This window comes from Pacificispira spongiicola (assembly GCF_012926505.1).
GTDB lineage: Bacteria > Pseudomonadota > Alphaproteobacteria > UBA8366 > Aestuariispiraceae > Pacificispira > Pacificispira spongiicola.
Map to the genome: position 1 here is coordinate 1 of NZ_JABBNT010000010.1, position 20273 is coordinate 20273.

15 protein-coding genes and 1 tRNA gene are annotated in these 20273 nt (G+C 60.4%); 14 read left to right on the top strand and 2 right to left on the bottom strand.

What is annotated here, in order from left to right; genetic code table 11:
• The 10 genes from HH303_RS19770 to rpoC all read left to right on the top strand — a co-directional run.
• Window positions 1–119, top strand: a 119-nt coding sequence (locus HH303_RS19770) for an EF-Tu C-terminal domain-related protein (protein WP_455011043.1), incomplete at its 5' end; no start/stop codon positions are given.
• Between the two features lie 64 nt (window positions 120–183).
• Window positions 184–259: transfer RNA gene (locus HH303_RS19775), tRNA-Trp, on the top strand.
• Window positions 260–732: 473 nt separating this feature from the next.
• Complete coding sequence (secE, locus tag HH303_RS19780) at window positions 733–924, top strand: preprotein translocase subunit SecE (protein ID WP_169627150.1); 192 nt, start codon at window positions 733–735, stop codon at window positions 922–924.
• Between the two features lie 53 nt (window positions 925–977).
• Window positions 978–1508: a transcription termination/antitermination protein NusG gene (nusG, locus tag HH303_RS19785; protein ID WP_169627151.1), complete on the top strand. Its 531-nt coding sequence runs from the start codon at window positions 978–980 to the stop codon at window positions 1506–1508.
• A 135-nt stretch (window positions 1509–1643) separates the two neighbouring features.
• A complete protein-coding gene (rplK, locus tag HH303_RS19790; protein ID WP_169627152.1) occupies window positions 1644–2075 on the top strand; it encodes a 50S ribosomal protein L11 in 432 nt (143 codons plus the stop codon).
• A 5-nt stretch (window positions 2076–2080) separates the two neighbouring features.
• The gene (gene rplA / locus HH303_RS19795; protein ID WP_169627154.1) at window positions 2081–2782 is read left to right on the top strand and encodes a 50S ribosomal protein L1; all 702 of its coding nucleotides are present in this window, start codon (window positions 2081–2083) and stop codon (window positions 2780–2782) included.
• A gap of 336 nt (window positions 2783–3118) precedes the next feature.
• Window positions 3119–3628, top strand: coding sequence for a 50S ribosomal protein L10 (gene rplJ / locus HH303_RS19800; RefSeq protein WP_169627156.1), 510 nt, complete (start codon window positions 3119–3121; stop codon window positions 3626–3628).
• A gap of 56 nt (window positions 3629–3684) precedes the next feature.
• A complete protein-coding gene (gene rplL / locus HH303_RS19805) occupies window positions 3685–4065 on the top strand; it encodes a 50S ribosomal protein L7/L12 (protein ID WP_169627158.1) in 381 nt (126 codons plus the stop codon).
• 269 nt (window positions 4066–4334) lie between these two features.
• Window positions 4335–8513, top strand: coding sequence for a DNA-directed RNA polymerase subunit beta (gene rpoB, locus HH303_RS19810; protein WP_169627160.1), 4179 nt, complete (start codon window positions 4335–4337; stop codon window positions 8511–8513).
• Between the two features lie 79 nt (window positions 8514–8592).
• Window positions 8593–12945: a DNA-directed RNA polymerase subunit beta' gene (rpoC, locus tag HH303_RS19815; RefSeq protein ID WP_169627169.1), complete on the top strand. Its 4353-nt coding sequence runs from the start codon at window positions 8593–8595 to the stop codon at window positions 12943–12945.
• Window positions 12946–13027: 82 nt separating this feature from the next.
• On the opposite strand, the gene HH303_RS19820 is transcribed toward rpoC, so the two are convergent.
• Together HH303_RS19820 and HH303_RS19825 are read right to left on the bottom strand one after the other, a co-directional pair.
• On the bottom strand, window positions 13028–15220 hold the full coding sequence (locus HH303_RS19820) for an ATP-binding protein (RefSeq protein WP_169627162.1): 2193 nt from the start codon (window positions 15218–15220) through the stop codon (window positions 13028–13030).
• Window positions 15221–15283: 63 nt separating this feature from the next.
• A complete protein-coding gene (locus HH303_RS19825; protein ID WP_169627164.1) occupies window positions 15284–16453 on the bottom strand; it encodes a substrate-binding domain-containing protein in 1170 nt (389 codons plus the stop codon).
• A 670-nt stretch (window positions 16454–17123) separates the two neighbouring features.
• Here HH303_RS19825 and rpsL point away from each other — a divergent pair.
• The 4 genes from rpsL to HH303_RS19845 all read left to right on the top strand — a co-directional run.
• Window positions 17124–17495 (top strand): 30S ribosomal protein S12, encoded by a 372-nt coding sequence (rpsL, locus tag HH303_RS19830; protein WP_169627166.1) that lies wholly within the window; start codon window positions 17124–17126, stop codon window positions 17493–17495.
• Window positions 17496–17511: 16 nt separating this feature from the next.
• Complete coding sequence (gene rpsG / locus HH303_RS19835) at window positions 17512–17982, top strand: 30S ribosomal protein S7 (protein WP_169627167.1); 471 nt, start codon at window positions 17512–17514, stop codon at window positions 17980–17982.
• A 12-nt stretch (window positions 17983–17994) separates the two neighbouring features.
• Complete coding sequence (gene fusA / locus HH303_RS19840) at window positions 17995–20076, top strand: elongation factor G (protein WP_169627168.1); 2082 nt, start codon at window positions 17995–17997, stop codon at window positions 20074–20076.
• Window positions 20077–20154: 78 nt separating this feature from the next.
• Window positions 20155–20273 (top strand): GTP-binding protein (locus HH303_RS19845; protein WP_169625108.1); only part of this gene is annotated, 119 nt, incomplete at its 3' end.

Consider the following 20273-nt stretch of genomic DNA (forward strand, 5'->3'; position numbering starts at 1 on the left):
ACATCTCGATGGATGTCGAGCTGATCGCGCCGATCGCGATGGATGAAGGCCTGCGCTTCGCGATCCGCGAAGGTGGCCGCACCGTCGGCGCCGGCGTCGTCGCGTCCATCATTAAGTAAGATACGGGCAAACGGCGGCGGTTGCTAAAACCGCCGCCGCTGCTTAAGAGTTCGCGTACCGTGTAGGGGTATAGCTCAGTTGGTAGAGCGACGGTCTCCAAAACCGTAGGTCCAGGGTTCGAATCCTTGTGCCCCTGCCAGAATTCACGGTGAGCCTCGCAGCCTTGGATTCAGGCGTTGCAGCCCTCCGAAAGCCGAAAGGCGGACTGATTGAGACGCGCCGCGTCCATCGTATTCCGGGAACGGGACACCGATGGGCGCGCGCATCTTTTTTAACCGTAATTCGACTTTTTTTCGTTTCGGGTGTTGTGCTTCCGGCTAATAGGGCTTAAACCACGCCGGTTTCACGCGGCGCGCCTTTGGCCGAATGGACCCGATCCGAGACACGCTCCCAGATGGAGTGAACAGGGGTCGGGAAAGTTCACGAGAGGCGCGACGGCGTATTTTGTGCTGTCTGCATGGTCCCCTTCGGCGCGGTTGCGCTGCCTTTGGTGCGGACTGGTATGATGGTGAGAGTGTCGTGCTTCGGTCCGGCTGTCCAGAATTTGTGTGGCCGGGCTGTGTAGATGTTTTGCCCCGTAGCGGGGCGTCGTTAGGGAGTTGACGAAGGATCATGGCGAAGACCAATCCCGCGCAGTTCGTCCGTCAGGTTCGTCAGGAAGCCAGCAAGGTGACCTGGCCGAGCCGCAAGGAAACTGGGGTCGCAACGATGATGGTGTTCATCATGGTGACGATCATGGCGGTTTTCTTTCTTGCTGTGGACGGGCTTATCGCCTGGTTGGTTCGTTTGATTCTGGGTAACTGATCCGGCGGAATGTTCCGCTGTGGATTGGGATTTGTTGAAACGAGAGGTTTGACGTGGCGAAACGCTGGTACGTAGTGCACGTATTCTCGGGCTCGGAAAAGAAAGTAGCCGAGTCGATCATGGAGCAGGTTCAGGCCCAAGGTCTGGAGGACATGGTCGAAACGGTCGAGGTTCCGACGGAAACCGTCGTCGAGATGCGCCGCGGCAAGAAGGTGAACGCGGAACGCAAGTTCTTCCCGGGCTATGTGCTGATCAACTGCGACATGAACGATGTCACCTGGCATCTGGTCAGCAACACCGCCAAGGTTACGGGGTTCCTGGGCACCGGAAAACGGCCGTCGCCGATTTCGGAGCGGGAAGCCCAGCGCATCCTCGATCAGGTGAAGGAAGGCGTCGATCGGCCGAAGCCGTCGATTTCCTTCGATATCGGCGAGCAGGTGCGCGTCAGCGACGGTCCCTTCACGTCCTTTAACGGTACGGTTGAGGAAGTGGACGAGGAGAAGGCCCGTCTCAAGGTTCTGGTGTCGATCTTCGGACGCGCGACACCGGTGGACCTCGAATATTCTCAGGTTGAAAAACTCTGAGCCCGTTCGAGGGGTAAGCGGCCGAGAAATCGTCGCGGCAGGTCATCCCGGACAAGTCCACCGGGGGCCGTTCAACCGCGGCGCTACCTGATGCGGGGTTCGCGAGACCCCCATCGCTTTGAAAGAGGTTAGAAAATGGCGAAGAAAAAGATTGCGGGCTATATCAAGCTCGAAATCAAGGCGGGTCAGGCGAACCCGTCCCCGCCCGTCGGCCCGGCCCTGGGTCAGCGCGGCATCAACATCATGGAATTCTGCAAGGCCTTCAACGCGGCCACGCAGTCCATGGAACCGGGCACGCCGACTCCGGTCGTGATCACGGCTTTTGAAGACCGCAGCTTCACCTTCGTGACGAAGACGCCGCCGGCGTCCTACTTCCTGAAGAAGGCCGCCAAGGTCGCCAAGGGCTCCGGCACGCCGAACAAGGACAAGGTCGGGTCCGTCACGTTGCAGCAGGTTCGCGAAATCGCGGAAGCCAAGCTGCAGGACATGAACGCTGTCACCGTGGAAGCTGCCATGGAATCCATTAAGGGTTCCGCGCGCGCCATGGGCATCACGGTTGTGGAGTAAGGGTCATGGCGAAACTGGGCAAACGTCTCAAGGCGGCCTATGAAGGCGTCGACCGCACGAAACTCTACGGTGTGGAAGAAGCGATCGGTCTGTTGAAGTCCGCCGGTGCCGCGAAGTTCGATGAATCCGTCGAAATCGCGATGAACCTGGGTATCGACCCGCGTCACGCCGACCAGCAGGTGCGTGGCGCCTGCGCCCTGCCGCACGGCACGGGCAAGTCGGTTCGCGTTGCGGTCTTCGCGCGCGGCGACAAGGCGGAAGAAGCCAAGGCCGCGGGTGCGGAATTCGTCGGCGCCGAGGATCTGATGGAACAGATTCAGGGCGGCCTGATGGATTTCGAACGCGTGATCGCGTCCCCGGACATGATGGGCGTCGTCGGCCGTCTCGGTAAGGTTCTGGGCCCGCGCGGCCTGATGCCGAACCCGAAGCTCGGCACCGTGACGCCGAACGTCGCGGACGCCGTGGCGAAGGCCAAGGCCGGTGAAGTTCAGTTCCGCGCCGAAAAGGCCGGGATCGTTCACGCCGGTATCGGCAAGGTCAGCTTCGGCGCCGACCAGCTGGTGGAAAACGTGCGTGCCTTCGTGGCGGCGATCCAGGCGGCGAAGCCGTCGGGCGCCAAGGGCACCTATATCCGCCGCGTTTCGATTTCGTCGACCATGGGTCCGGGCCTGAAGCTCGACCTGTCGTCGGCGCATCCGTCGGCTTAATCGCCGCGGTGAAGAGTTTCCGGAAGGGTTTCGGCCCTTCCGGATTTCGGAACCTTTTCGGAGGTTCCGGATATCTGTCCGAGATTGTCGGTGGTCCGGAAACGGACCTTAAGCGGGGACGCCCCTTTCGGGAACATCCGGCCGGCATGAGATAGGTAGGACTGGAATGTGAAAGGGTGAGAGCCATTCGGCGACGGATACTCTCAGCCGTTCCATCCTCCCGGGCAGGAAGTAAGGGGCATGCCATGTCGGCATGTCTTTGTGCGAACCGATCCGACCGAATCCGAAGGCTTCATGCCGGTGGGAAGAGGAAGGATCTAACAGCGGAGACGATCAGTGGACCGTTCGAAAAAAGAAGCCCTGGTCGCCGAGCTGCGCGAGGCGTTTGAAACCTCAAACCTGGTGGTTGTTACCAGCCAGTCGGGCATGACGGTTTCGGAAGTCTCGGACCTTCGGCAGAAGATGCGTGATGCGGGTGCCTCCTACAAGGTCACCAAAAACACGCTCGCGAAACTCGCGCTGAAGGGAACGAAGTTCGAGCATCTCGACGAGGTGTTCACGGGTCCGACGGCGATTGCCTTCTCTCAGGATCCGGTTGCGGCTGCCAAGGTGGTGACCGATTACCGGAAGACCAACGAGAAAGTCACGATCGTCGCCGGGGGGCTTGATGGCTCCGGTCTTGACGCCGCTCAGGTCGACGCGCTGGCAAAACTGCCGTCGCTCGATCAGCTGCGCGCCAAGCTTATCGGCGTTATTCAGGCTCCCGCCACGAAGGTTGCCGGTGTGCTGCAAGCCCCGGGTGCCCAACTGGCGCGCGTGTTCTCCGCGTATGCGAACTCGAATTGACGTGCGGCTCGGGACAATCACGAGTCTTAAAACTAACTGCCTAGGAGTTATGAGAAATGGCTGATCTTGAGAAACTGGCCGAAGAGCTCTCGAACCTGACCGTCATCGAGGCGGCTGAGCTCTCCAAAATGCTGGAAGAAAAATGGGGCGTTTCCGCCGCGGCGCCGGTCGCGGTTGCTGCGCCGGGTGCTGGTGGCGGTGATGCCGCGCCGGCTGCTGAAGAGAAAGATTCCTTCGACGTCGTTCTTGCCGCCGCCGGCGACAAGAAGATCAACGTCATTAAAGAAGTCCGTGCCATCACGGGCCTCGGCCTGAAGGAAGCCAAGGACCTCGTCGAAGGTGCGCCGAAGCCGGTTAAGGAAGGCGTTGCCAAGGACGAAGCCGAAGCTCTGAAGAAGCAGCTGGAAGAAGCCGGCGCGACCGTCGAGCTGAAGTAAGCAGCTTTTCGTCGCGGGCGGCACCGTAATCCGGTTGGAAATACGGTGCCGCCCCGGCGGCGTTTTGAAGGGGGACGAAGCCGAACGGCGTCGTCCCTCGACGCGCCTAAGAGTCCGGTGGACGGATTCATGACGGCGCAACCGTCCGAGTTCCCGATCAAGGGGTCCCTAGGTCGAGGGCGGGCGGAGGCAAACCGGGGTATGACGCCCGACCGCCGATGAGGCGATCCGGCGTCGTACGTCGAAACAGATGAAGGATGAGGAACGAGATGGCGATGTCGTTCACCGGTCGTAAGCGTATCCGCAGAAGCTTCGGGCGTCTTGCGGAAGTCGCGCAAATGCCCAACCTGATCGAAGTTCAGAAAACCTCCTACGATGCTTTCCTGCAGGCCGGCGTGCCGCTCGAAAACCGGCAAAATGTCGGGCTTCAGGAAGTGTTCAACGGCGTTTTCCCGATCAAGGATTTCAGCGACCGAAGCCGTCTTGAGTTCGTCCGCTACGAACTTGAAAAGCCGAAATACGATGTTGAGGAATGCCGTCAGCGCGGCCTGACCTATACGGGGCAGCTGAAGGTTTCGCTGCGTCTCGTCGTTTGGGACGTGGACGAGGAAACCGGCGCCCGGTCGCTGCGCGACATTAAGGAGCAAGAAGTCTACATGGGCGATATCCCGCTCATGACGGAACACGGCACCTTCATCGTCAACGGCACCGAACGCGTGATCGTTTCGCAGATGCACCGCTCGCCGGGTGTGTTCTTCGATCACGACAAGGGCAAGACCCATTCGTCGGGCAAATATCTCTTCGCCGCCCGCGTCATTCCCTATCGCGGCTCCTGGCTCGATTTCGAATTCGACGCCAAGGATCTGGCCTATGTGCGCATCGACCGCCGCCGCAAGCTGCCGGCGACGACGCTGCTGCTGGCGCTGGACGATGCCGCCACCGAAGCGAAGCGCGCCGAGCTTGAGAAGGAAGGCGCCACGCTGGATCCGGGTCTGGCCCAGGGCATGTCGAAAGAAGAAATCCTGAAGGCCTTCTATGCCACGGTCACCTATACGCTGACCAAGGCGGGCTGGAAGACGGCCTTCGACGCCGAACGTCTGCGCGGTCAGAAGCTGACCCAGGACCTGATCGACGCCAAGTCCGGCGAAGTCATCGTCGAAGCCGAAACCAAGATCACCCCGCGTCTGATCCGCAAGCTGGCGGACCAGGGCGTGCAGGAAGTCCTGGCGCGTCAGACCGATCTGATCGGTCGCTACGCGGCGGAGGACCTGATCGACGAAAAGACCGGCCTGGTCATCGTCGAAGCCGGTGACGAGCTGACCGAAGAATCGCTGGAAAAGCTGGTCGACACCGGGATCGTCGATCTGCCGACCCTGCATATCGACATGGTCAATGTCGGCCCGTGGCTGCGCAACACGCTGGCCGCCGACAAGAACGCCAACCGCGAAGACGCGCTGATCGACATCTACCGTGTCATGCGTCCGGGCGAACCGCCGACGCTGGAAACCGCCGAAGCGCTGTTCCAGAGCCTGTTCTTCGATTCGGAACGCTACGACCTGTCGGCCGTGGGCCGCGTGAAGATGAACTCCCGCCTCGGCTTCGATCTGGCCGATGTGCCGGACCACATCCGCACGCTGCGCAAGGGCGACATCCTGGAAATCCTGAAGACGCTGGTGAACCTGAAAGACGGTCGTGGCGACATCGACGATATCGATCACCTCGGCAACCGCCGTGTGCGTTCGGTCGGCGAGTTGATGGAAAATCAGTACCGCATCGGCCTGCTGCGCATGGAACGTGCGATCCGTGAGCGTATGAGCTCCGTCGACATCGACAGCGTCATGCCGCACGACCTGATCAACGCCAAGCCGGCGGCCGCCGCGGTGCGTGAATTCTTCGGCTCCTCGCAGCTGTCGCAGTTCATGGACCAGACGAACCCGCTGTCGGAAGTCACGCATAAGCGTCGCCTGTCGGCCCTCGGCCCGGGCGGTTTGACGCGTGAGCGCGCGGGCTTCGAAGTCCGCGACGTGCACCCGACCCACTATGGCCGTATCTGCCCGATTGAAACGCCGGAAGGCCCGAATATCGGTCTGATCAACTCGCTTGCCACCTATGCCCGCGTCAACAAATACGGCTTCATCGAAACGCCGTATCGCAAGGTTGTCGAAGGCCGGGTGACGGACGAAGTGCTGTATATGTCGGCGATGGAAGAAGGCCGCTACACCGTGGCGCAGGCCAACTCGCCGGTCGACGACAACGGCATGCTGACGGAAGATCTGGTTCAGTGCCGTGCGCGCGGCGACTATATGGTCGCCCGCCCGCAGGACGTGGACCTGATGGACGTGTCGCCGCGCCAGTTGGTGTCGGTCGCCGCGGCCCTCATTCCCTTCCTGGAAAACGATGACGCGAACCGCGCTCTCATGGGCTCGAACATGCAGCGTCAGGCCGTGCCGCTTCTCCAGTCTTCCGCGCCGCTGGTCGGCACGGGCATGGAAGAGCGTGTCGCGAAAGACTCCGGCGTCGCCATCGTCGCGAAGCATGACGGGATCATCGTCCAGGTCGATGCGACCCGTATCGTGTTGCGTCGTACCGATCCGGACGCCGCCCGCGAAAGCTCGGTCGACATCTACAACCTGCTGAAGTTCCAGCGGTCTAACCAGTCGACCTGCATCACGCAGCGTCCGTTGGTGAAGGTCGGCGACGTGATCAAGGCCGGCGACATCATCGGCGACGGTCCGTCGACGGATTTGGGCGAACTGGCTCTCGGTCGCAACGTGCTCGTCGCGTTCATGCCCTGGAACGGCTACAACTACGAAGACTCCATCCTGATTTCAGAACGCATCGTGCGTGACGACGTCTTCACCTCGATCCATATCGAGGAATTCGAAGTCATGGCCCGCGATACGAAGCTGGGTCAGGAAGAAATCACCCGCGATATTCCGAATGTCGGCGAAGAGGCTCTGAAGAACCTCGACGAAGCCGGTATCGTTTATATCGGGGCCGAGGTCGAAGCCGGCGACATTCTGGTCGGCAAGGTGACGCCGAAGGGCGAATCGCCGATGACCCCGGAAGAAAAGCTGCTGCGCGCCATCTTCGGCGAAAAGGCGTCCGACGTCCGCGATACCAGCCTGAAAATGCCCCCGGGCACGAAGGGCACGATCGTCGAAGTCCGCGTCTTCTCCCGTCGCGGCGTCGACAAGGACGAACGTGCGCTCGCCATCGAACGCGCGGAAATCGAAAAGCTGGCCAAGGACCGCGATGACGAACGCGCCATTCTGGAGCGCTCGTTCCGCAACCGGTTCCTCGATATGGTCGTCGGCAAGAAGGTCACCGCGGGTCCGAAGGGCTTCAAGTCCGGTTCCGCCGCCGACCTCGCGAGCCTGGAAGAACTGACCACCGGTCAGCTGCGCCAGATCGCCGTCGACGACGCCACGACCAACGACGATCTCGACGTGCTGCGTCGTCAGTTCGACGAAGCCGTCGCCCGCGTCCAGGCCCGTTTCGACGACAAGGTCGAAAAGGTCCAGGCCGGTGATGAACTGCCGCCGGGCGTGATGAAGATGATCAAGGTCTTCGTCGCCGTGAAGCGCAAGCTGCAGCCGGGCGATAAAATGGCCGGCCGTCACGGGAACAAGGGTGTTATCTCCAAGATCATGCCGATTGAGGACATGCCCTATAACGAAGACGGTACGCCGGTCGACATCGTCCTCAACCCGTTGGGCGTGCCGAGCCGCATGAACGTCGGTCAGATTCTGGAAACCCATCTGGGTTGGGCCTGCCGCGCGCTTGGCGTGCAGGTTGGCGATGCCCTGAACCAGTTCAAGTCGGGCGGCAAGCTTGCCGACCTGCGCGGGACGCTGGAAGAGGTTTACGACAAGGCCGATATCGTCGCGGACATCAAGTCGATGGAAGACGACGGCGTGATCGAACTGGCGTCGAACCTGACGACCGGCATGCCGATCGCGACGCCGGTTTTCGACGGGGCCCGTGAAGACGACATCAACGCCATGCTGCGCAAGGCGGGTCTTCAGGAATCCGGTCAGGTTTGGCTGACCGACGGTCGTACCGGTGAAGTCTTCGAACGTCCGGTCACGGTGGGCATCATCTACATGCTGAAGCTCCACCACCTGGTCGACGACAAGATCCACGCCCGGTCGATCGGTCCGTACTCGCTCGTCACCCAGCAGCCGCTGGGCGGTAAGGCGCAGTTCGGCGGCCAGCGCTTCGGCGAGATGGAGGTCTGGGCCCTGGAAGCCTACGGCGCCTCCTACACGCTGCAGGAAATGCTGACGGTGAAGTCGGACGACGTTTCCGGTCGTACCAAGACCTACGAAGCCATCGTGCGCGGCGACGACAATTTCGAAGCCGGCATTCCGGAAAGCTTCAACGTCTTGGTGAAGGAACTTCGGTCCCTGGGCCTGAACGTAGAGTTGATCCAGGAGGAACTGTAAGAGGCAGCGGAACCTGTCTCTTACCTTTCCCTCCAACGCTTGACAGCGCCGCAGGACAACAGGCGCAAAGGAGAGCATGATGAATGATTTGATGCAGCTTTTCGGCCAACCGCAGGGGCTCCAGAGCTTCGAGCATATCCGGATTTCGCTGGCCTCCCCGGAACGCATCCGGTCGTGGTCCTTCGGTGAAATCAAAAAGCCGGAAACCATCAACTACCGGACCTTCAAACCGGAACGGGATGGCCTGTTCTGCGCCCGTATCTTCGGTCCGATCAAAGATTACGAATGCCTGTGCGGTAAGTACAAGCGCATGAAGTACAAGGGCATCGTCTGCGAAAAGTGCGGCGTGGAAGTCACCCTCTCCAAGGTGCGCCGCGAACGCATGGGCCATATCGAACTGGCCTCGCCGGTTGCCCATATCTGGTTCCTGAAGTCGCTGCCGAGCCGCATCGGCCTGCTGATGGACATGACGCTGAAAGATCTCGAACGCGTCCTGTATTTCGAGAACTACGTCGTTACCGAACCGGGCCTGACGGATCTGAAGATTCAGTCGCTGATGACCGAAGAGGAATATCTCGACGCCCAGGACAAATACGGCGAAGACGCGTTCACGGCGGAAATCGGCGCGGAAGCGCTGAAGACCATGCTGTCGCAGATCGAACCGGAAGAAGCGATCGAAAAGACCCGTGAGGATCTGGCCGAAACCGGGTCGGAAGCGAAGCGCAAGAAGCTGGTGAAGCGCCTGAAGCTGCTGGAAGCCTTCCAGGCCTCTGGCGCGCGTCCGGAATGGATGATCCTGGACGTCGTCCCGGTCATCCCGCCGGAACTGCGCCCGCTGGTGCCGCTGGATGGCGGCCGTTTCGCGACCTCCGACCTGAACGATCTGTATCGCCGCGTCATCAACCGGAACAACCGTCTGCGCCGGCTGATCGAACTGCGCGCGCCGGACATCATCGTGCGCAACGAAAAGCGCATGCTGCAGGAATCCGTCGACGCCCTGTTCGACAACGGTCGCCGCGGCCGCGTCATCACCGGTGCCAACAAGCGTCCGCTGAAGTCGCTGTCCGACATGCTGAAAGGCAAGCAAGGCCGCTTCCGTCAGAACCTGCTGGGTAAGCGCGTCGACTATTCCGGCCGTTCGGTCATCGTGGTCGGGCCGGAATTGCTGCTGCATCAATGCGGGTTGCCGAAGAAGATGGCGTTGGAGCTGTTCAAGCCCTTCATCTATTCGAAGCTCGAAATGTACGGCATGGCATCGACCATCAAGGCGGCCAAGCGTCTGGTTGAAAAGGAACGTCCGGAAGTCTGGGATATCCTGGAAGAGGTCATCCGCGAGCATCCGGTTCTGCTGAACCGTGCGCCGACGCTGCACCGTCTTGGTATCCAGGCGTTCGAGCCGAAGCTGATCGAAGGCAAGGCGATCCAGCTGCACCCGCTGGTCTGCGCCGCGTTCAACGCCGACTTCGACGGTGACCAGATGGCGGTCCACGTGCCGCTGTCACTGGAAGCCCAGCTCGAAGCGCGCGTGTTGATGATGTCCACGAACAACATCCTGTCGCCGGCGAACGGCAAGCCGATCATCGTGCCGTCGCAGGATATCATTCTGGGCCTGTACTACATCACGCATGAGCGTTCGGATGCGCCGAGCCCGGTCGTGCATGTCGACAGCGTCGAAGCCCTGGCCGCCGCGATGGAGCGCGAGGACGTCGTCCTGCGCGACACGACGGAGGACAGCAAGCTGATCCCGGAAACCGATCCGAAGAAGGCGTTCAAGCTGATCACGGACGGTAAGGCGAAGGCGCACCGCGTCCCGCTATACACCACCATGGCCGAAATCGACCATGCGATGGAAACCAAGGCGATCAGCCTGCACAGCCGGATCAAGTCGATCTACGAAACCGTGGACGAGGACGGCAACACGATCCGTCAGCGCGTGGTCTCCACGCCGGGCCGGATGATGCTGGCGCAGATCATGCCGAAGCATCCGCATCTGCCGTTCACGCTGATCAACCGTCTGCTGACGAAGAAGGACATCTCCAACCTGATCGACGTGGTCTATCGCCACACCGGCCAGAAAGAGACGGTCATCTTCTGCGATAAGCTGATGGGCCTCGGCTTCGGCTGGGCGTGCCGGGCCGGTATTTCCTTCGGCAAGGACGACCTGATCATTCCGGAAGCCAAGACCAAGCTGATCGAAGAAGCCCAGGCGCAGGTCAAGGAATACGAACAGCAGTATCTGGACGGTCTGATCACCCAGTTGGAAAAATACAACAAGGTGGTCGATCTGTGGTCGGGCACGACCGACAAGGTCGCCGACGAGATGATGAAGATCATGCAGGGCGGCGATGACGGCAAGGGCCTGAACTCGGTCTACATGATGGCCCATTCCGGGGCCCGTGGGTCGCCCGCGCAGATCAAGCAGCTGGCCGGCATGCGCGGCCTGATGGCGAAACCGTCAGGCGAAATCATCGAAACGCCGATCATCTCCAACTTTAAGGAGGGGCTGACCGTTCTCGAATACTTCAACTCCACCCACGGGGCGCGTAAGGGCCTTGCGGATACGGCGTTGAAGACCGCGAACTCCGGTTACCTGACCCGTCGTCTTGTCGATGTGGCGCAGGACGCCATCGTCGTGGAAGAAGATTGCGGCACGTCTCAGGGCCTGACCATGCGCGCTGTTATCGAAGGCGGCGACGTGATCGAAGGTCTGGCGGAACGTATCCTGGGCCGTTGCTCGGCGGAAGACGTCGTGCATCCGCTGTCCGGCGATATGCTGGTCAAGGCCGGTGATCTGATCACCGAAACCGAAGCCGATGCGATTGAAACGGCGGGTATCGATTCCGTGAAGATCCGCTCGGTCCTGACCTGCGAAACCAAGGTCGGTGTCTGCGGCACGTGCTACGGTCGCGATCTGGCCCGTGGGACGCGCGTCAATATCGGCGAGGCCATCGGCGTCATCGCGGCGCAGTCGATCGGGGAGCCGGGCACGCAGCTGACGATGCGTACCTTCCACATCGGCGGCGCGGCGCAGCGTGGTGCGGAGCAGAACTCGGTCGAAAGCTCGATCGACGGGACACTGCGGATCAACAACAAGAACGTCGTCACCGACTCCGAGGGCCGTCTGGTCGTCATGGGCCGGAACAGCGAACTGGTTCTGTTGGACGATCATGGCCGCGAGCGGGCGAAACACCGCGTTCCGTATGGCGCGCGCCTGCGCATCGAGGACGGTGCCGAGGTCGTCAAAGGCCAGACCCTGGCCGAATGGGACCCGTATACCATCCCGATCATCACGGAAACGGAAGGTGTCGCGCATTATGTCGACCTGGTCGAGGGCGTGTCCGTCCGTGACGTGGTCGATGAAGCGACCGGCATCGCGTCCAAGGTCGTGGTCGACTGGAAACAGCAGGCCGGCGGTTCCGATCTGCGTCCGCGTATTACCCTGCGCGACACAAAGGGCGAGGTCGTCACCCTGCCGAACGGTATGGAAGCCCGTTACTTCATGTCCGTCGACGCTATTCTGTCGGTCCATAACCAGACCGAAGTGAAGGCCGGGGACGTGCTGGCCCGTATTCCGCGGGAAAGCTCGAAGACGCGTGACATTACCGGTGGTCTGCCGCGGGTTGCGGAACTGTTCGAGGCACGTAAGCCGAAGGACTTCGCGATCATCGCCGATCAGGACGGCTATATCGAGTTCGGTAAGGACTACAAGACCAAGCGTCGGATCGTGGTTCGCCCGGCGGATGAGGATAAGGCGCCGTCCGAATTCCTCGTGCCGAAGGGCAAGCACATCACCGTTCAGGAAGGCGACTTCATCCAAAAGGGTGAAATGCTGATGGACGGCAACCCGGTGCCGCACGACATTCTGGAAGTGCTCGGCGTCGAAGCGCTGGCCGACTATCTCTGCAAGGAGATCCAGGACGTCTATCGTCTGCAGGGCGTGAAGATCAACGATAAGCATATCGAAGTGATCGTCCGTCAGATGTTGCAGAAGGTCGAAGTACTGCATCCGGGCGACAGCTACATGCTGACCGGTGAGATTCTGGACCGCTACGAAGTCCAGACGCTCAACGAAACGCTGGAGAAGGAAGGCAAGGCGCCGTTGGTTGCCAAGCCGGTTCTGCAGGGCATCACGAAGGCGAGCCTGCAGACCAACTCCTTCATCTCCGCGGCGTCCTTCCAGGAAACGACCCGCGTGCTGACAGAAGCCGCCGTCAACGGCAAGATCGACACGCTGGAAGGCCTGAAGGAAAACGTTATCGTGGGTCGCCTGATCCCGGCCGGTACCGGTTCGGTGATGAAGCGTCTGCGCGGCGTCGCCGTCGGTCGCGACAAGGTGATCCAGGCAGAACGCGCCGCCGCTCAGGCTGCGCTGGAAGCCGAACAGGGCATCTCGTCGGAAGAAGCGACGGAGTCCAGCGACGCGGCTGAATAAGCCTGTCGACTATAGAATAGCGAAAGGCGTCCGGGGGAAACCCTCGGGCGCCTTTTGCGTTCTCGGTCCTGTTATTCGGGAGCTAGGTTTTCAGGATGGCCTTGTTCAGGGCATCCCAGTCTATCGGTTTTGCGACGAATTTCTGGAAACCCGCCTCTAGAAACCGCGACACGTTCTCCGGTACGACATCCGCGGTGATGGCGATCAGCACGGTCCCGTCCTTGATCCCGTATTCCTGCATCTTGGCGAGGGTTTCCAACCCATCCAGTTTCGGCATGTGAATATCCAATAGGACCGCGTCGAAGGAATCTTTCTTGAACAGGTCGAAGGCCTCCTCTCCGTCTTCCGCCAATGTGACCGAGTGCCCGAACCCTTGCAGCATCTGCTCCAGCAGCATGCGGTTCACGGGATTGTCGTCGGCTACCAGGATCGATACGCCTTTTGTGGTCGCGGGGGCGGATTCCGGACGCGCGGGCGCGACAGACTTTCGGGCCGTCTTGCGGAAGGGCAGCATGACCGTAAAGGTGGATCCCGATCCGGGCGTACTGTCTACGTCGATCGTGCCGTTCATCGCATCAACAAGACGTTTGCAGATCGATAGACCCAGACCGCTTCCTTCGAAGCTTCGATTGCGACGAGACTGTGCCTGTTCGAACGGGTCGAAGACCGTTTTCAAGACGTCGGCGTTCATACCGATGCCGGTATCTTGGACCGTAATGGTCAGACCGATATGATCGGCGGCCTCCGGGTCGGGTAACACTGAACAGGATACGGTAACGGCGCCCTTCTCCGTGAACTTGACCGCATTGCCGACCAGGTTGAACAGCACTTGCCGAACGCGGACCTGATCCCCCAGAAAGACCGTATCCGCGTCACCGTCGATCGGTGTGAAATGAAGGTCGATCCCCTTTTCACGAGCCTGGTGATAGAAAATACTTTCGACGCTGGCGAACAGTGCGGGGACGTCCATTTCATCGTGATGCAGGACAAGTTTTCCGGCATCCATTTTGGACAAGTCCAGAATGTCGTTCAGGATGGACGACAGGTGACCGCCGGATTTCCGTAACGTATTCACATAAACGCGTTGCTGGTCGTTGAGGTCCGATTTTTCCAGCAGATCCGCCATACCGAGAACGCCGGTCAACGGCGTGCGGATTTCGTGACTCATATTCGCCAAAAAGGCCGATTTCGCTTGGTCGGACGATTCTGCGGCTGCCGTGGCTTTGCGTAATTCGTCCTGCATTTTCTGGTGAACGGTTACATCGCGGACGATCAGGATGACGGTCCCGCCAAGTTCCGCATCCGGAATATAGCTCAGGCTGATATCGACGGGGACTTCCACGCCGGATTTTTTCAATCCTCTCAGTTCCAAAGTTCGTCCCATCGGGCGACTTTTCGGCGCACTGAGATAGCCTTCCCGCAAGCGGGCATGATTGGCGCGGAACCGCTCCGGCACCAATTGGTCCACCGACATGGCCGCCAACTCATCCTGTGAATAGCCGAACAATTGCGCCGCTTGGGCGTTGGCCTGCTTGATGCGACCGTCATCCCCGACATAGATCAGGGCATCCGGGGACTCGTCGAACAGGACGTCGTTTTGGCGCAAAAGTTTCGACAGTTCGCGGTTCGACCGCAAGGCAAGGACCAGAAACCAGAGGCTGAAACCGGAGGAGACCAGGATCAGAATTCCGACCGCCGCGCCGAGATAGGAAAAGCTGCTCGAAACGGAAAAGACGTCCGCCGCCAGTTGGGTTTCGGCTTTGCGCCGTTGTCCGACCGATGTCAGCAGCGTTTTCAGCGCGGCCAATGCCGGGCCGTCGTCAACCGCGACAATGTCGTCCAAGTCCGCCGCCGGCATTTCGGGATTGAGGGCGGTCACCGTTTCGAACCGGTCGAAATATTCTTGGAAGGTCGCGTCGATAACCGACAGGGCATGACGTTCCGCATCGGTGACGAGTAGGCTGCGCAGGCGTGCCGATTCGGCCAGATAGCGCTCCCGGTCGTCCTTCGTACGGTCGAGATAGACCTGATCCCGGCGGAGAACGTAATTCTTGAAGTCGTGGATGAAGCCGCCGTAGCCGATTATTGCACGTAGCCGATTCAGCGATGTCACCGCATCAAGGTCGGATTGATAGGTGCGGTTCCAGGCGGATTCGCTCTCGCGGAGTTTTTGCGAAAGCGTGAATCCGAACGCCATCATACAAATTAACGAGAACGCCGCGATGCCGACGACGACCGCAAACCAGCGTCGATTCCCTGATGGGTCGCTCTGCATCCCGGTGCTGCCCTCCTTCCTGGTCTAGCGGCCTTTCGGCGGGGGCTGCGTTATAAGGCGGTGTTACTGACCCAATACCGCCCGGAGGATAGTGTTCACGTCAAACACGTATTGCGTCAATCCCGGATTGGCGGCACGGCTGAACCGTCGGAAGTCGACTCGGTCCCAGGCACCGGCGATGACGATGCGGCCGATATTCGACACATTGTCTCGGTACAGGAAGCCCATTTCCATTGTGTGATTGACCCCGGTATCGACGAAATCGCGCCCCTGCGAATGATCGTAGGCCAGGATTAGCGCCGCCGCCCCCTGGATAAAATCGCCGCCGGCGACATAGGCGACCTTGCTCTGCAGGATCGCCGTCATCATTGGTTCGGTCCAATTGTAAGCGCCGACAAATGTATCCGCACCGACCTTGCGATGGGTGTTGCGCAGGACGTTCAACACGCCCAGCGTCATCGCATCATTCGCAACCCACCAGACCGCGGCCTTCGCGGCGTGGCGAAAGGCCTTGTACGCCGCCCGATCGCCCGTCCGCTCGTCCCAATTGGCCGGGAAGGCGTGGATCAGGCGGGCCCGGTTCGAATCTCGCAACGTCTTGGCGAAGCCGGACAATCTGAATTGGGAACCGATATCGGCTTCCGGCCCGGTAATGGCCATGGCCTCGACGATGCCGTTTGGATTGACCTTCAAGGCGGTCCCGACCAGCAATTCCGCCATTTTTTTCGACACGGCGATATTGTTCGGCACGAATTGCCCGATCCAGGTTTTGATCTTCTGCCGGGGGCCGCCCAGGGCCTTCAGTTCCGACCCGCCCATCGGGGCGTCGATGGTAAGTGTCTTGATCCCGGCGGGGTCCGTGATCGCAAAGACCTGTTCGGCGATTTTGTCGATATTTCGGAAGATAATGTAGTCGGGCTTCTGCGGTTGCTGCGCGGCCAGCGTGACGTATTTCAATATATACTGTCCGCTGTAGAACGCATTCTGTACCGTCAGGTCGACATTCAGATCGCGGGCGGCGGCCTGCATGACCTCTGTCGTCAGCGCCCAATGCTTGTCTTCCGGCGGGGCCGGGTTGATGAACAGAACACGGATTGCGGGGGTGTCGGATTGCGCGCGTGCCGACGCAGAGAAGCCCGACAACAGCAGGGCGACGGCCAGCAGAACGCCAGCCAGCAGAACGATAGCCGGGGCGGCGAACCCTCTAGAGTCTGATAATCTGTCTGATGACACGTCCGACCACCGTCTTCGCACACGGGCCTGGCCCGTCGTCCCCGCTCCCTGTTCTTGGCCGCAGACTATACATAAGGTCGGTTGGCGGAAAGCCGCAGACTGCGCAGACGTGCTCAATTCCGCGATGGCGGGTTGGATCGCGGACCCTCGCGACGGAAAAGGCATGAAGCCAACAATGATTACGCAATATTATTTCAATAACAGACCAAAATCCGGGCCGAATGCGCGCAGGAAAAGAATCCGAAAATCCTGGAGAAACGCGCTTGACGCGGGTAGGTCCCATGAATAGTATCCGCGCGCCTTGGAAGAGGAGCTGGCGGTAGGCCCGATCCGGTGGGGAAGCGATGCTTTCATTGACCGGACGCTTCGACTGACACCGGCGGCCGGTTTAGATCGGCGGTCGCGCATCACCGGAAGCGGTATGAGCCTAAACGCAGCTCGGGCATACCAGAGCTGAGTACGAACACCACGCTATACGCACGGTGTTCGCGAACGAAATTCACGCGTGGCGGTGTCGGAAGGCTGCCTTCCGTCAGCGCCATGGTTCGTATCAAATCCGTTCACCCCGATCCAGCAATTGGACGGGTGGCCGGAGCCGATGCGATTTGGATAGGCCAAAGAGCCGCTGGTAAGGCGGTTCGAGAGATAGAAACGGCGACGGGAAGATCATATGCCGACGATCAACCAGCTGATCCGCAAAGCGCGGAAGGACAAGCCGGTCCGGGAGAAAGTCCCGGCGCTGGAAGCGTGCCCGCAGAAACGCGGCGTTTGCACGCGCGTGTACACGACGACCCCGAAGAAGCCGAACTCGGCCCTTCGTAAGGTTGCGCGCGTCCGCCTCACCAATGGGTACGAAGTTACCAGCTATATTCCGGGTGAAGGCCACAACCTTCAGGAACACTCGGTCGTGCTGATCCGTGGCGGTCGTGTGAAAGACCTTCCCGGCGTGCGCTACCACACCATTCGCGGCACGCTCGATACGCAGGGCGTGAAAGACCGTCGTCAGCGCCGTTCGAAATACGGCGTGAAACGGCCGAAGTGATCGGGAGTAGATAGATATGTCGCGTCGTCACCGCGCAGAGAAACGAGAAATCATTCCGGACGCCAAGTTCGGGGATGTCGTTTTGTCGAAATTCATCAACTCGGTCATGCTGGACGGCAAGAAGTCCACGGCCGAGCGTATCGTCTATGGCGCGCTGGACCGCATGGCCGGCCGCGGCGGTAGCGATCCGGTGAAGGTTTTCCACGAAGCGCTGGAAAATGTGAAGCCGCACCTGGAAGTCCGGTCCCGCCGCGTCGGTGGCGCGACCTATCAGGTTCCGGTCGAAGTTCGTCCGACCCGCGCCCAGGCCCTGGCCTTCCGCTGGATCATCGACATGGCCCGCAAGCGGTCCGAAAACACGATGGTCGAGCGTCTGTCGGGCGAATTGCTGGATGCCTCGAACAACCGTGGCGCCGCGATTAAGAAGCGCGAAGACACTCACAAAATGGCGGAGGCGAACCGCGCCTTCTCCCATTACCGCTGGTAAGGAGCGTCCGTTATGTCTGCTCGCGTAACCCCGATCGATCGGTACCGCAACATCGGCATCATGGCGCATATCGATGCCGGTAAGACGACCACGACCGAACGCATCCTGTACTATACTGGCCGTTCCCATAAGATCGGCGAAGTCCACGACGGCGCCGCCACGATGGACTGGATGGAGCAGGAGCAGGAGCGCGGTATTACGATTACCTCCGCCGCCACCACGGCGTTCTGGAAAGATCACCGCGTCAACATCATCGACACCCCCGGCCACGTCGACTTCACGATTGAAGTCGAGCGTTCGCTGCGTGTGCTCGACGGTGCGGTTGCCGTGTTCGACGCCGTCGCCGGTGTTGAGCCGCAATCGGAAACGGTTTGGCGTCAGGCTGACAAATACGGCGTTCCGCGCATGTGCTTCGTCAACAAGATGGACCGCATGGGCGCCGATTTCTATCGTTGCGTCGACATGATCGTCGATCGTCTGGGCGCGACCCCGCTGGTCGTCAACCTGCCGGTCGGTGCGGAAGCCGAATATGACGGTGTCATCGACTTGATCAAGATGAAGCACATCGTCTGGAAGGGTGAAGACCTGGGCGCGGCGTTTGAATATGTCGATATCCCGGCCGAACTCGCCGACAAGGCCGCCGAATACCGCGAAAAGCTGGTTGAAACGGCCGTCGAGCAGGACGATGCCGCGATGGAAGCCTATCTGGAAGGCACCGAGCCAGATGAAGCGACGCTGATCGCCTGCATCCGCAAGGGTACCCTGGCCGGCGATTTCGTCCCGGTTCTGAACGGCACCGCCTTCAAGAACAAGGGCGTGCAGCCGCTGCTCGATGCCGTGGTCGACTTCATGCCGTCGCCGAAAGACGTCGATAACGTCCAGGGCGTGTCCACGAAGGACCCGGAAGAAAAGATGGAGCGCAAGACGGACGACGATGCGCCGTTCTCCGCGCTGGCTTTCAAGATCATGGCCGACCCGTTCGTCGGTTCGCTGACCTTCTGCCGCATCTATTCCGGTTCGCTGGAAGCCGGCTCTTACGTTCTGAACTCCGTTAAGGAGAACAAGGAGCGCGTCGGCCGCATGCTGCTCATGCATGCCAACAGCCGAGAAGACATCAAGGTTGCCATGGCGGGCGATATCGTCGCCATCGCGGGCCTGAAGAACACGACCACGGGCGACACGCTCTGCGATCCGGCCAAGCCGATCATCCTGGAGCGCATGGAATTCCCGGATCCCGTTATCGAGATCGCGGTGGAGCCGAAGTCCAAGGCCGACCAGGAAAAGATGTCCACGGCGCTGCAGCGTCTGGCCGCCGAAGATCCGTCCTTCCGCGTGAAGACGGACGAAGAATCGGGCCAGACCATCATCGCCGGTATGGGCGAATTGCACCTGGACATCATCGTCGACCGCATGAAGCGTGAATTCAAGGTCGAGGCGAATATCGGTGCGCCGCAGGTTGCTTATCGCGAAACGATCACCAAGCCGGTTACTGTGGATTACACCCACAAGAAACAGACCGGTGGTTCGGGTCAGTTCGCGAAGATCACCCTGGAATTCGAACCGCACGAGCCGGGCGAAGGTTTCTCTTTCGAGAGCAAGATTGTCGGCGGGTCGGTGCCGAAGGAATACATTCCGGGCGTCCAGAAAGGGATCGAATCCCAGATGGACAGCGGCATCATGGCCGGCTTCCCGGTTATCGACTTCGGCGTGAAGCTGACGGACGGCGCCTACCACGACGTCGACTCGTCGGTCCTGGCCTTCGAAATCGCGGCCCGCGCCGCGTTCCGCGAAGCCATGGAAAAGGCCGGTCCGAAACTGCTCGAGCCGATCATGAAGGTCGAGGTCGTGACCCCCGACGAATATATGGGCGACATCATCGGCGACCTGAACAGCCGTCGTGGTCAGGTGTCCAGCATGGATCAGCGCGGGATTGCCCGCGTGGTCAACGCCATGGTCCCGCTCGCCAACATGTTCGGCTACGTCAACACGCTGCGTTCGCTGTCCCAGGGCCGCGCGCAGTACACGATGCAGTTCGATCACTACGAGCCGGTGCCGCAGGCGGTTGCCGACGAAGTCAAAGCCAAGATGGCCTAAGGGTCGATCGGGCGATACGGAACGAAATGACCGTCGGTCCCGCCAATATGGTCGGCCGATGCGGAATGGAGAAGAAGAATGGCTAAGGAAAAGTTCGAGCGGACGAAGCCGCACTGCAACATTGGAACGATTGGTCACGTTGACCACGGGAAGACGACGCTGACGGCGGCGATCACGAAGACGCTTGCGGATGTTTA